Raw genomic sequence first — 13,394 nt, 5'->3', positions numbered from 1 at the left:
ACTTTGTAAAACAGTGTTTGCCTCAGTAACTTCTTTTTGCTATAGATACCCGCCTTAAATTGACTGCGATAGCAGTTGACTAGGTGTTAGTAGGAGATGCTGTATGCCAGAATCCAAAAAGAAAACGCTAGGCATCCTAGCCATTGCAGGTGTTGAGCCATACCAAGAAAAAGCCGGTGAAGAGTACATGTCACCAGAGCAAGTGGCTCATTTTACGAAAATTTTACAAGCTTGGCGCAACCAGCTCAGGGAAGAAGTTGATCGCACTGTTCACCATATGCAGGACGAAGCGGCAAACTTTCCAGACCCTGTTGACCGTGCTTCTCAAGAAGAAGAGTTTAGCCTAGAACTTCGCAATCGTGACCGTGAACGTCGTTTGATTAAGAAGATTGAAAAGACACTCGACAAACTAAAAGAAGATGACTTCGGCTTCTGTGAGTCTTGTGGTGTTGAAATCGGCATTCGTCGCTTGGAAGCTCGTCCTACTGCTGATCTTTGTATCGACTGTAAAACGCTTGCAGAAATCAAAGAAAAACAGATGATGGGTTAACCCCAACAGATGTCACGAAGGGAGCAATTGCTCCCTTTTTGTTTTGCTATTTTTTCACAAATGTCACTAAAGATAGCCAATAACAGCATAAAGTTTGATACTTACACTTCTTCTATCCATTTTGTTAAGCAAATATAGGCATTATGAGTTACGTTGGTCGTTTCGCCCCTTCTCCTTCTGGGCCATTACACTTTGGTTCATTAGTCGCCGCTTTAGGCAGTTACTTCCAAGCCAAATCGAAACTTGGCCAGTGGTTAGTAAGAATTGAAGACCTCGATCCGCCAAGAGAAATGCCCGGCGCCGCCAGCCTTATATTAAAAGCAATAGAGGCGTATGGATTAGAGTGGGATGGAGAGGTTGTTTATCAGAGTCAGCGCCACCATTTATATCAACAGCAAATCGATCAATGGCTCGCATCTGGCCAAGCTTATTTTTGCCAATGCACGCGTAAACAAATTAAAGCAGCGGGTGACTTCTATCTTGGAACATGCCGAGGTAAAGGGTTAACAAACCGCTCTGAATGCTCAGTGCGACTACGCATGGATCATCCGGTTGCGTCATTCATCGACCTGAAACACGGTGAGATGACAATACCAGAAGCACTAAGCAGAGAAGATTTCATTATTAAGCGTCGAGATGGTTTGTACGCTTATAACTTAGCAGTAGTGATTGATGACATTGACCAAGGCGTCACAGAGGTTGTACGAGGCGCAGATCTGATTGAGCCAACAGGCCGTCAAATCAGCTTGTATAAAACGCTCAACCAAGCACCGGTAAGCTATCTGCATTTGCCGCTTGCAATGGACATCAACGGCAATAAGTTATCCAAACAAAACCATGCAACAGCGATCGATCCTAACACCCCTAAACCAACGCTAATAAAAGCGATGCAGTTTTTAGGGTTTAAACTCCCCAAGGAAATCGCTGATGGTCGAATTGATGAGATCATCCATTGGGGAACAAAGAATTGGCATATTGAGCAGCTTCCACAGCAGATCGAGATCACACCAAGATTCTCAAATGACGCCTTGTAAGCTATTATTAGCCGCAAATCCAGCCAGTTTGGGTTGTAATCTAAAAGATGAACAACACAAAAGGCAACACCAATCATTGTAAAAAATACATGAATAACAACGACTTAAAAGAAAGCGAACATCACATATATCCAAGCTTAGCTTTGAATATCGTCACGCGCCAAGAACACAACATTTCGCGTAAGCAGATTAGCGATAACGCGTTAAAGGTGTTGTATCGTCTTCAGGGTGCGGGTTTTGACGCCTACCTAGTCGGTGGTGGTGTTCGAGATTTATTACTCGAAGAAGTACCAAAAGATTTCGATATCGCTACCAATGCAACGCCAGAAGAAATTCGTCAGTTGTTCCGCAACTGTCGTTTGATTGGTCGCCGTTTCCGACTTGCACATATCATGTTTGGACGTGACATCATTGAAGTTGCCACTTTCCGTGGTCATCATCAGGAGACAAACAAACAGCTGGCTGTGCAGTCAGAAGCTGGTATGCTGCTGCGTGATAACGTCTACGGCACCATTGATGAAGATGCAGAACGCCGTGACTTCACTATCAACGCTATGTATTACAACATCGCTGACTACTCTATCCATGACTACGCTGGTGGCATGGAAGATCTTGAAGATAGGCTAGTTCGTCTTATCGGTGATCCGGAAACTCGTTACCGCGAAGATCCTGTGCGTATGCTTCGCGCGGTTCGTTTTGCTGTAAAACTGGATTTCGATATCGAAGAAGATACCGCAGCACCAATTGAAGATTTGGCACCACTATTACGCGATGTTCCTGCTGCTCGTCTCTATGAAGAGATGCTGAAAATGCTGCAATCAGGGCACGGTTTGGAAACATACCACCTGATGCGTGAGTACAACCTGTTCCAGCAAGTATTCCCGACCATAGCGCGTCATTTCACCGAAGATTACTCATCACAGGCAGAGCACATGCTCGACTTAGTGCTTGATTCGACGGATCTGCGAATTGAAGAAGGCAAACGCATTAACCCTGCCTTTATGTTTGCTGCAATTTTCTGGTACCCGATGGTAAAACTCGCAGAAGAGATGATGGAAAGCCATAACCTCAACTTCTACGATGCGGTAATGGAAGCGAGCAACAAGATTCTTGATGAAGTGGTTAAGTCGATTGCGATTCCTCGCCGTCACACCGCCACTATGCGTGAAATCTGGCAGCTACAGTTACGTCTACCTCGTCGTAACGGTAAACGTGCTTTCCGTTTGATGGAACTGAATAAATTCCGAGCTGGTTTCGATTTCCTAGAAATGCGCGGTGAAGTCGAAGATGGTGAAGTCGAAGATGGTGAAGTGAAGCAACTGGCAGATTGGTGGCAAACGTTCCAAACTGCGGGTCGTACTATGCGACAAGCAATGGTGGCCGATCTAGACAGCGTTGCTAAGCCTTCTGGTACTCGTCGCCGTCGTCCATCGACACGCAAGAAAAAGAGCAAACCAGCATCATGACAGTAGCGTATATCGCAGTAGGCAGTAATCTCAGCGACCCTGTGACTCAAGCCAACAATGCTATTGAAGCACTAACCAAGTTACCGAAGTCGCGTTTTATCGCGGCTTCATCACTGTACAGCAGCACACCTATGGGTCCGCAAAATCAACCCGATTACATCAATGCTGTTGTTGCAGTTGAGACAGAATTAACACCTCTTGAGCTGCTTGATTGCACTCAGGCGATTGAACAGGAACAAGGACGAGTCCGTAAAGATGAGCGTTGGGGACCAAGAACTCTCGACCTCGACATCGTGCTTTATGGCAATGAAACCATCGATTCTGAGCGATTAACCGTACCTCACTATGGTATGCGTGTCAGAGAATTTGTCCTTTATCCACTTGCAGAAATCGCACCTGAGCTGCAACTTCCTGATGGCACTTCGCTGCAAGAGTTAATTAAATCTGTTCCGCTCAATGGGCTGAGCATTTGGCGATAGCCAAGCTCTGACCAATTGACTTAGTAAGGACATACAATGAAAAAAATAACGATCAACGACCTAATGAAGTGGAAAAAGAAGGTCGTAAATTTGCTACTTCTACTGCCTATGACGCGAGCTTCGCGCAACTATTTGAAAGCCAAGAAATGCCTGTTCTTTTAGTGGGCGATTCACTGGGTATGGTTCTGCAAGGTGAGACTGACACTCTACCCGTCAGCGTTGACGATATCGCGTACCACACGCGTTGTGTACGTAAAGGTAGCCCTAACTGCTTGCTAATGGCGGACATGCCGTTCATGAGTTACGCAACGCCTGAACAAGCTTGTGAAAATGCAGCAAAAATCATGCGTGCTGGCGCGAACATGGTGAAAATCGAAGGCGGTGACTGGCTAGTCGATACCGTTAAAATGCTTACTGAGCGTGCTGTACCGGTTTGTGCGCACCTAGGTTTAACGCCTCAGTCAGTGAACATCTTTGGTGGTTACAAAGTTCAAGGCCGTGACCAAGAACAAGCCGATCGTATGGTGAAAGATGCTATTGCACTGCAAGAAGCTGGCGCGCAAATCGTTCTTCTTGAGTGTGTACCTGCTGGTTTGGCTGAGCGTATTACCCAAATTTTGGATGTACCGGTTATCGGTATTGGTGCGGGTAACAGCACTGATGGCCAAATTCTGGTGATGCACGATATGTTCGGAATTTCAGCCAATTACATGCCAAAATTCTCAAAGAATTTCCTTGCTGAAACAGGCGACATGCATAAAGCTGTTGCAGCTTACATTGCTGACGTAGAAGCCGGACGCTTCCCTGATGAAGCACATACTATTGCCTAAGGAGTAGTTCATGCAGACATATGCTGATATCTCAGCTCTTCGCGAGCAGATCCAACAGTATAAGCGTGATGGTCGAAAAGTGGCGTTTGTTCCAACTATGGGTAACTTACACGAAGGTCACCTGACTCTCGTGCGTAAAGCTCGCGAATTAGCCGATGTTGTTATCGTGAGTATCTTTGTTAACCCAATGCAGTTTGAACGCGCGGATGACCTCAATAGTTACCCTCGTACACTGGAAGAAGACTATAACAAACTGACCAGTGAAAACGTGGAAATTGTATTCACACCGACACCTGAAATCATGTACCCATATGGTCTTGATAAGCAGACTTCCGTTGAAGTTCCAGGGTTATCAACCATGCTTGAGGGCGCTTCGCGTCCAGGTCACTTCCGTGGTGTCGCCACTGTGGTAACAAAGCTGTTTAACATCGTTAAACCTGATGTAGCCTGCTTTGGCGAAAAAGATTTCCAACAGCTAGCTGTGATTCGCCAAATGGTTGCAGACCTATGCATGGATATCGAGATTGTCGGCGTACCTACTGTACGTGAGATGGATGGTCTTGCGATGAGTTCTCGCAACAACTTGCTGTCTCTAAACGAACGTCAACGTGCACCAGTGCTTGCCCGTACTATGCACTGGATCAGCAGCGCTTTACGCGGTGGTCGTCGTGATTACGATTCTATCGTTGTCGATGCTCAAGACCAGTTGCGCGCGGCGGGTCTAGAACCGGATCAAATCTTTATTCGTGACTCCCGCACTTTGCTACCAGTTTCTGAAGAAACCAAGCAAGTCGTGATTCTGATGTCTGCATTCTTGGGTAAAGTCAGACTGATCGACAATAAAGTTGTCGATTTCGTATCAGAACAACAAAGCTAAGCTGATATTTAAATTCCATAATACTTTGGTTTAAAAAGAAAAAGGTCAACTTACGTTGACCTTTTTTATTGAGCTAAAATGAGCATCTAAATAAGTTATTGCGAAGATAAATGATTAACTGCGCAGACCTTTACCTTTAGTGACCAAGTAGTGAGCGACACAGTAAAGCACAACGACAAACACACTGAGTACACTGAAAGAAGTGACAATATCCACATCTGACACACCCAAGAAGCCATAGCGGAACGCGTTCACCATATAAACAATTGGGTTAACCTTTGACACGCCTTGCCAGAACTCTGGCAACAAGCTGATCGAATAAAATACGCCGCCTAAATAGGTCAACGGAGTAAGAACGAAGGTTGGAACAATTGAGATATCGTCAAAAGTTTTTGCAAACACAGCATTGATTAAGCCGCCCAATGCAAAAACGACCGAGGTCATAAATACGGTCAGGAAGATCACACCCCAGTGTTCCACATTCAGATGCACAAAGAATAAAGAAACAAAGGTTACCAACGTACCGACCAGCAAACCACGAGTTACACCACCCATGACATAACCAGCAATGATGACGTAGTTAGGCACAGGTGCCACCAGCAACTCTTCAATATTCTTCTGCATCTTGGCACTAAAAAATGAAGACGCTACGTTCGAGTAGGAGTTAGTAATCACCGACATCATAATCAAGCCGGGAATGATGTACTCCATATAGCTGAAGCCATTCATCTGACCGATACGAGAACCAATCAAGTTACCAAAAATGATGAAATAGAGGCACATGGTAATTACTGGTGGAACTAGAGTTTGCACCCAAATTCGCGTAAATCGAGTGACTTCTTTACCTAACAAGCTAACAAAAGCTGTCCAATAAATTTGATACATAGTGGTTCCTTAACTCTGTTCGCGAACAATTCGAACAAATAGCTCTTCTAAACGGTTAGCTTTATTACGCATCGACAACACTCTTACACCTTGCTCTGTAAGCTGGCTAAAAATGTGGTTTAGCCCTTCAGTTTTTTCGATTTCAATTTCCAGCGAACCGTCTTTCAAGGTTTGTGAAATGACACCATCAAGCTCAGTTAACTGGCTTTCGTTTTCGATATCCAAGACAAAAGTTTCAACATGAAGCTTAGATAACAAGCCTTTCATGGTGGTATTTTCGATAACCTCACCACGGTTGATGATACCTATATTACGACACAGCATTTCCGCTTCTTCTAGATAGTGAGTCGTCAGAATAATCGTAATACCCTGCGCATTAATCTTCTTCAAAAACTCCCACATAGAGCGACGTAATTCGATATCAACCCCTGCAGTAGGTTCATCAAGGATCAGCAGTTGTGGCTCATGCATTAATGCGCGAGCGATCATCAGACGGCGCTTCATACCACCAGACAGGTTACGAGCACGCTCTTTGCGCTTCTCCCACAAATCCAGTTGGGTGAGATACTTCTCTGCTCTTTCTTTGGCTACCGCTTTGGAGACACCATAAAAACCCGCTTGCTGAATGACAATCTGCTCTACGGTTTCAAACTGGTTAAAGTTAAATTCCTGAGGAACTAGACCCAGTTGTTGTTTCGCCTGCTCAAGATGTGTATCAATGTCATAGCCAAACACCTTCACCTTGCCTGACGTCTTGTTAACCAGTGAAGAAATGATACCGATAGTCGTCGATTTACCTGCACCGTTAGGCCCTAGTAAGGCGTAGAAGTCGCCCTTTTTGACAGACACACTGATGCCTTTCAGCGCTTCAAAACCACCAGCGTAGGTTTTACGCAGCTGATCTATTTCTAATGCGTACATAATGGAGCTCTTTTTTTGGAGATACCGTATATGTGCCGATTTTAACGGCTGTTTTCAACCCCAAGCATTAAATAGTTTTCATAAACCTTCACAACAGTACATTTAAATATCCTTGCTAACTGAATGTTGTTAATTGATAGCAATCATGGATAATTTTCAACACTGCTCAGATGAGTAATCTCGAGGCGAAATAGTCAGAGATAGAAGGAATGACATTGTGTATAGTTGGTTTATACCCAAGTGCCCTCAAGATACAGGATTCAGAGCTTCATCAACGAGTTTAGTTCGAGTTAAATAACTGCAGGAATGGATACCCCTTTCAAAGTTATTTGACGCAGAAATTAGCTCGTTGATGAGCTCCCGAAGGGCGAGTTTTATTCGCTTTTATCCTATGTTACTGATTTTTAACGTAGAGAAACTATGTTTTCAAATCAGTGCCTTGACTAAAATCGAATAAATTCTCGCTGAACAGGTATCTAGAGGACACTTGGGTATAGTCATTAAGGGAAGTAACATGCCAGAGATTAAACAACTATTCGAAAACAACTCAAAGTGGTCAGAGTCGATTAAAGCTGATCGCCCAGAGTACTTTACAAAGCTCGCTGAAGGACAGAATCCTGATTTCCTATGGATTGGTTGTTCAGACAGCCGTGTACCAGCAGAACGTTTAACTGGTCTATACTCAGGCGAATTGTTCGTTCATCGTAATGTTGCCAACCAAGTCATTCACACCGACTTAAACTGCCTTTCTGTTGTTCAGTATGCAGTTGATGTACTTAAAGTGAAGCACATTATTGTTTGTGGACACTATGGATGTGGTGGTGTGACAGCCTCAATCGACAACCCGCAACTGGGCTTGATCAACAACTGGCTACTGCACATTCGTGATTTGTACTTTAAGCACCGCAAATACATTGAACAGATGCCGGAAACGGATCGTTCTGACAAATTGGCGGAAATCAACGTAGCAGAGCAAGTTCATAATCTTGCGAACTCGACCATACTGCAAAATGCATGGGAGCGAGGCCAAGAGGTTGAACTCCATGGTGTGGTTTATGGTATCGAAGACGGCAAGTTAGAGTACTTGGGTGTACGCTGCAACTCTCGCAAAACCATTAATAACAGCTACAACAAAGCCATGGAAAAGATCCTTAATCCAGAACACCAACTGCTTTGTCGCTAATTGCTTACTAAAAGCTAAGAACACAAAAAGCCCACTGATGTGGGCTTTTTCATTTTTAACAACAAAGGCGATTATTCTTGAGGAACAACTTTACCGATATAAGGCAAGTGACGGTATTTTTGAGCATAATCGATGCCCACACCGACGACGAATTCATCAGGAATTTCAAAACCTACCCAAGAAACTTCTACGTTCACTTCGCGACGAGAAGGCTTATCAAGCAGAGTACAAATATGAATTGATTTAGGCTCACGTAGAGATAGGATTTCTTTCACTTTATTTAGAGTGTTGCCGGTATCAATGATGTCTTCAACAAGCAGAACATCTTTACCTTTGATGTCATCATCTAAATCTTTCAGGATGCGAACATCACGAGAACTCGTCATTGAGTTGCCGTAGCTAGATGCTGTCATAAAGTCTACTTGGTGAATCAGCTCAATTGAGCGAGCCAAGTCAGCCATGAAAACAAAAGAACCACGCAACAAACCAACCAGCACCAAATCTTCGCTGCCTTGGTAGTGTTGAGAGATTTGCTTACCTAGTTCACGGATACGTTCCTGAACGTCTTGCTCAGAAATCATTACTTCAACTGTATGCTTCATACCATTCTCGTTTGCTTGGGGCACATTTCAATAATAGATGCGCCGCAGAATTTATTCGGCGCGTATAGTAACACTGCCGGACGGCAGAGTTAACCTTTTCTCCCCTTAGATGATGAGCCTATATCTATATAATTTGAACTTGTTGATAAAGCTCATTTTTAATAATGGGAGCGAATACCTAGTTCAAACATTGACCTTCAATATATGCACCAGTACACTCATAGAGCTTTAAGCAACTAACAAAATAATCATTAGAGTGGAAAACACTCAACTAACAACGTAACAACGAAAATGGCAGGACTTACAACTATGGACGCATCTATTGAGAAACGCCCGAGAACACGGCTATCTCCCCAGAAACGTAAACTTCAACTAATGGAAATCGCGCTAGAGGTTTTCGCCAGACGCGGCATTGGCCGTGGCGGACATGCTGATATCGCTGAAATCGCTCAAGTCTCAGTAGCTACGGTATTCAACTACTTCCCTACTCGAGAAGACTTGGTGGATGAAGTTCTTACTCACGTGGTTCGTCAATTCTCTAACTTCTTAACCGATAATATTGATTTAGACTTACCAGCCAAAGAAAACCTAAGCAACATCACCAAAGAGCTAGTAGAAATCAGTTATCAGGATTGCTACTGGCTAAAAGTATGGTTTGAATGGAGTGCTTCAACTCGTGATGAAGTATGGCCACTCTTTATGTCGACCAACCGAACCAATCAAATGCTGGTGAAGAACATCTTCAGCAAAGCGATTGAACGTGGTGAAGTGTGCGATAAGCATGATCCAGAAGAACTAACTATGCTGTTCCACGGTCTTTGCTACTCATTGTTTGTTCAGGCAAACCGAGTGGAAGACAAAGAGAGCATCAACCAGTTAGCGAACACCTACATGGATATGCTGTGTATCTATAAATAGCTAGCCGTTGATAGCAAACTTAACGTTTAGATATAAAAAAACCGCTGAATATTCAGCGGTTTTTTGTCTCTCAAGAAGAATTATTTCTTCTTAGCTTTTGCGTTTGGTAAGTCAGTAATTGTACCTTCAAACACTTCCGCCGCTAGACCTACAGACTCGTGTAGAGTTGGGTGAGCGTGGATAGTTAGAGCGATATCTTCAGCATCGCAACCCATCTCGATAGCAAGACCGATTTCGCCTAGTAGTTCGCCACCGTTAGTACCAACGATAGCACCACCAATAACGCGGTGAGTCTCTTTATCAAAGATTAGCTTAGTCATACCATCTGCACAGTCAGACGCGATTGCACGGCCTGATGCTGCCCAAGGGAATGTTGCAACTTCGTAGTTGATGCCTTCAGCTTTCGCTTCTTTCTCAGTCTTACCAACCCAGGCAACTTCTGGCTCAGTGTACGCAATTGAAGGAATAACTTTAGGATCGAAGTAGTGTTTCTTACCAGAGATAACTTCTGCAGCAACGTGACCTTCGTGAACACCTTTGTGAGCAAGCATTGGTTGACCAACGATGTCACCGATAGCGAAGATGTGAGGTACGTTAGTACGCATTTGCTTGTCTACATTGATGAAGCCACGCTCATCAACTTCAAGACCCGCTTTCTCTGCATCAAGAAGCTTACCATTTGGTACACGACCGATAGCAACAAGAACAGCATCGTAACGCTCAGCTTCCGCTGGTGCTTTTTTGCCTTCCATTGAAACGTAGATACCGTCTTCTTTCGCTTCAACTGCTGTTACTTTCGTTTCTAGCATCAGGTTGAACTTGTCTTTGATGCGCTTGGTGTAAACCTTAACGATGTCTTTATCCGCAGCAGGGATCACTTGGTCGAACATTTCAACTACGTCGATTTGTGAACCTAGTGCGTGGTATACCGTACCCATTTCTAGGCCGATAATACCGCCACCCATGATCAACAGTTTTCCAGGTACTTCTTTCAGCTCAAGAGCATCAGTCGAGTCCCAAATACGTGGATCTTCATGTGGAATAAATGGAAGCTTGATTGGGCGAGAACCTGCAGCAACAATAGCGTTGTCGAAGTTTACTGTTGTTTTACCGTCTTCACCTTCCACTTCGATAGTGTTAGGGCCAGTAAACTTACCAAAACCGTTAACAACCGTTACTTTACGCATCTTAGCCATTCCACCAAGACCGCCAGTTAACTGGTTAATTACTTTTTCTTTCCATAGACGGATTTTATCGATATCCGTTTGAGGTTCGCCAAATACGATACCGTGTTCTGCAAGTGCTTTTGCTTCTTCGATAACTTTTGCTACGTGTAACAGTGCTTTTGATGGGATACAACCCACGTTCAAACATACACCGCCAAGAGTGCTGTAGCGTTCAACAAGTACAGTTTCCAGACCTAAGTCTGCACAACGGAATGCAGCGGAGTAACCAGCAGGACCTGCACCAAGTACAACAACTTGGGCTTTAATTTCTTTGCTCATTTCGACCTCTTGTAGTCAATATCCCTAACAGGCTGAGTGGGTATGATATCTTTTTGTATAATACGTTTATTTTTCAGACCGCAACAGTTTACAGAGATGTTAATGGTGTGAAAAGTAAATCCATTTAGCCTGTGAGCTAGCCAACAATTCAAATGCAGGAAATTTTCCATTTTCAAGAAAACTGCCTTTTCAAATCGGTTGGATAAATACTGAATCAAGGCGGCTATTGCCGCCTTGTCTCTTTTTGATTACAGCACTAGACGACGAATGTCGCTTAGGCAGTTGTTCAAGTAAGTGATGAAGCGTGCACCTTCAGCACCATCGATCACACGGTGGTCGTATGATAGAGATAGTGGAAGTTGTAGGCGAGCTTCGAACTCTTTACCGTTCCAAACAGGCTTCATTTCAGACTTAGATACACCAAGGATACCTACTTCTGGCGCATTCACGATTGGCGTGAATGCAGTGCCACCAATGCCACCTAGGCTAGAGATAGTGAAACAGCCGCCTTGCATGTCTGCTGCAGTCAGCTTACCTGCACGAGCTTTCTTAGACACTACTGCTAATTCTTCAGACAACTCGTAAATGCCTTTCTTGTTCACGTCTTTGAATACTGGAACAACTAGACCGTTTGGCGTATCAACCGCGATACCTACGTTCACGTATTTCTTCAGAATCAAGCTTTCGCCATCTTCAGAAAGAGAAGAGTTAAATGCAGGGAACGCTTCAAGCGCTTTAGCAACAGCTTTCATGATGAACACAAGTGGAGTGATCTTCATGCCAGTGTCTTTCTTCGCTTCAATCGCATTTTGCTCTTTACGGAAGTTTTCTAGCTCAGTGATGTCTGCGTTATCCCACTGTGTAACGTGAGGGATCATTACCCAGTTACGATGTAGGTTCGCACCAGAAATCTTCTTAATACGAGATAGAGGTTGAACTTCAGTTTCACCAAACTTGCTGAAATCAACTTTCGGCCAAGGAAGTAGACCAAGAGCTGCACCGTCACCTTTACCAGAAGCTGCAGCACCAGATTCAAGACGCTTAAGTGCCTCTTTCACGTAGTTCTGTACGTCTTCTTTCAGGATACGGCTCTTACGGCCTGAACCTTTCACTTTCGCTAGGTTTACACCGAATTCGCGTGCTAGGCGGCGAACAACAGGTGAAGCGTGAGCGTAGTCGTTGTTCTCTTCAAATTCAGTTGCTGCCGGAGCTGCTGCTGGTTTTGCTGCTTCAGCTTTAGGAGCTGGAGCTGTCGCAGGAGCCGCTGCTTGAGCTGGTGCTGCTGGCGCAGGAGCTGCACCGGCTACTTCGAACACCATGATCAATGAGCCAGTTGATACTTTATCGCCAGCTGCAACTTTGATTTCTTTAACCGTACCAGCAAACGGAGCAGGTACTTCCATAGAAGCTTTGTCGCCTTCAACAGTAATCAGAGATTGCTCTTCAGTTACTGTGTCGCCAACTGCTACCATGATTTCAGTGACTTCTACTTCATCGCCGCCGATATCTGGAACGTTAACTTCTTTAACGCCAGATGCTGCTGGTGCCGCTGCCGGAGCTGCCGCTGCAACTGGTGCAGGAGCTGCTGCGCCTGAACCTGCAACTTCAAAGATCATCACTAGTGAGCCAGTTGATACTTTATCGCCAGCTGCAACTTTGATTTCTTTTAGAGTACCAGCAAATGGTGCAGGTACTTCCATTGAAGCTTTGTCACCTTCTACTGTCAGTAGAGATTGCTCTTCAGCGATTGAATCGCCAACAGCAACTAGGATTTCAGTCACTTCAACTTCGTCGCCACCGATATCCGGTACACAAACTTCTTTCAGTTCACTTGCTCCAGTAGCTGCAAGTGCAGCTACTGGAGCCGCTTCTGCCGCTGGAGCAGGCGCAGCTGCGCCCGCTTCTTCGAAGATCATGATCAGTGAACCAGTTGTTACTTTATCGCCAGCAACAACTTTGATTTCTTTTACGATACCCGCTTGAGAAGCTGGTACTTCCATAGAAGCTTTGTCGCCTTCTACCGTAATAAGAGATTGTTCTTCTTCAACCTTGTCGCCAACGCTTACAAGAATCTCAGTAACTTCAACCTCATCCGCACCGATGTCTGGTACATTAATTTCGATTGCCATTATTCTTTCCTACCT

At 44.5% G+C, this 13,394-nt stretch carries 12 protein-coding genes and 1 pseudogene; 8 read left to right on the top strand and 5 right to left on the bottom strand.

Translation table 11 applies throughout. The annotated features are described in order from the left end of the window. Positions 1-103 precede the first annotated feature (103 nt). From dksA to panC, 6 genes and pseudogenes are all read left to right on the top strand, one after another. A complete protein-coding gene (gene dksA, locus P4S58_RS01780) occupies positions 104-550 on the top strand; it encodes an RNA polymerase-binding protein DksA (RefSeq protein WP_042484487.1) in 447 nt (148 codons plus the stop codon). A gap of 143 nt (positions 551-693) precedes the next feature. Then, positions 694-1,584 carry a tRNA glutamyl-Q(34) synthetase GluQRS gene (gene gluQRS / locus P4S58_RS01775; RefSeq protein ID WP_042484490.1) on the top strand — a complete coding sequence of 297 codons (891 nt, stop codon included), beginning with the start codon at positions 694-696 and terminating at the stop codon, positions 1,582-1,584. Positions 1,585-1,673: 89 nt separating this feature from the next. After that, the gene (gene pcnB, locus P4S58_RS01770; protein WP_337164485.1) at positions 1,674-3,050 is read left to right on the top strand and encodes a polynucleotide adenylyltransferase PcnB; all 1,377 of its coding nucleotides are present in this window, start codon (positions 1,674-1,676) and stop codon (positions 3,048-3,050) included. Then, positions 3,047-3,529 (top strand): 2-amino-4-hydroxy-6-hydroxymethyldihydropteridine diphosphokinase, encoded by a 483-nt coding sequence (folK, locus tag P4S58_RS01765; protein ID WP_102968064.1) that lies wholly within the window; start codon positions 3,047-3,049, stop codon positions 3,527-3,529. The genes pcnB and folK overlap by 4 nt, the downstream gene beginning before the upstream one ends. A gap of 36 nt (positions 3,530-3,565) precedes the next feature. Further along, positions 3,566-4,359: pseudogene (gene panB, locus P4S58_RS01760) on the top strand (3-methyl-2-oxobutanoate hydroxymethyltransferase). Positions 4,360-4,369: 10 nt separating this feature from the next. Next, entirely contained in the window at positions 4,370-5,236 is an 867-nt protein-coding gene (panC, locus tag P4S58_RS01755; RefSeq protein WP_102968063.1) for a pantoate--beta-alanine ligase, read from the top strand. 114 nt (positions 5,237-5,350) lie between these two features. Here the strand turns inward: panC and P4S58_RS01750 are convergent, their stop codons facing one another. Then, positions 5,351-6,121, bottom strand: coding sequence for an ABC transporter permease (locus P4S58_RS01750; protein ID WP_042484505.1), 771 nt, complete (start codon positions 6,119-6,121; stop codon positions 5,351-5,353). A 9-nt stretch (positions 6,122-6,130) separates the two neighbouring features. Next, positions 6,131-7,042, bottom strand: a complete 912-nt coding sequence (locus tag P4S58_RS01745) for an ABC transporter ATP-binding protein (protein WP_042484507.1) — start codon at positions 7,040-7,042, stop codon at positions 6,131-6,133. A 514-nt stretch (positions 7,043-7,556) separates the two neighbouring features. Between P4S58_RS01745 and can the strand changes: the two genes are divergently transcribed. Then, the gene (can, locus tag P4S58_RS01740; RefSeq protein WP_102954094.1) at positions 7,557-8,225 is read left to right on the top strand and encodes a carbonate dehydratase; all 669 of its coding nucleotides are present in this window, start codon (positions 7,557-7,559) and stop codon (positions 8,223-8,225) included. 71 nt (positions 8,226-8,296) lie between these two features. Here can and hpt read toward each other — a convergent pair whose 3' ends face one another. Beyond that, entirely contained in the window at positions 8,297-8,827 is a 531-nt protein-coding gene (gene hpt / locus P4S58_RS01735; RefSeq protein WP_042484511.1) for a hypoxanthine phosphoribosyltransferase, read from the bottom strand. A 309-nt stretch (positions 8,828-9,136) separates the two neighbouring features. Here hpt and P4S58_RS01730 point away from each other — a divergent pair, with 309 nt between their 5' ends. After that, on the top strand, positions 9,137-9,745 hold the full coding sequence (locus P4S58_RS01730; RefSeq protein ID WP_102954093.1) for a LuxR/HapR/OpaR family quorum-sensing transcriptional regulator: 609 nt from the start codon (positions 9,137-9,139) through the stop codon (positions 9,743-9,745). A gap of 80 nt (positions 9,746-9,825) precedes the next feature. On the opposite strand, the gene lpdA is transcribed toward P4S58_RS01730, so the two are convergent. Then, the gene (gene lpdA / locus P4S58_RS01725; RefSeq protein WP_102968062.1) at positions 9,826-11,250 is read right to left on the bottom strand and encodes a dihydrolipoyl dehydrogenase; all 1,425 of its coding nucleotides are present in this window, start codon (positions 11,248-11,250) and stop codon (positions 9,826-9,828) included. Positions 11,251-11,498: 248 nt separating this feature from the next. Continuing rightward, entirely contained in the window at positions 11,499-13,379 is a 1,881-nt protein-coding gene (gene aceF, locus P4S58_RS01720) for a pyruvate dehydrogenase complex dihydrolipoyllysine-residue acetyltransferase (protein WP_102968061.1), read from the bottom strand. Between the last annotated feature and the right edge of the window lie 15 nt (positions 13,380-13,394).

The organism is Vibrio sp. Hal054, assembly GCF_037162405.1.
Taxonomy (GTDB): Bacteria; Pseudomonadota; Gammaproteobacteria; order Enterobacterales; family Vibrionaceae; genus Vibrio; species Vibrio diazotrophicus.
This window is presented reverse-complemented; position numbering and strand designations above follow the sequence as displayed.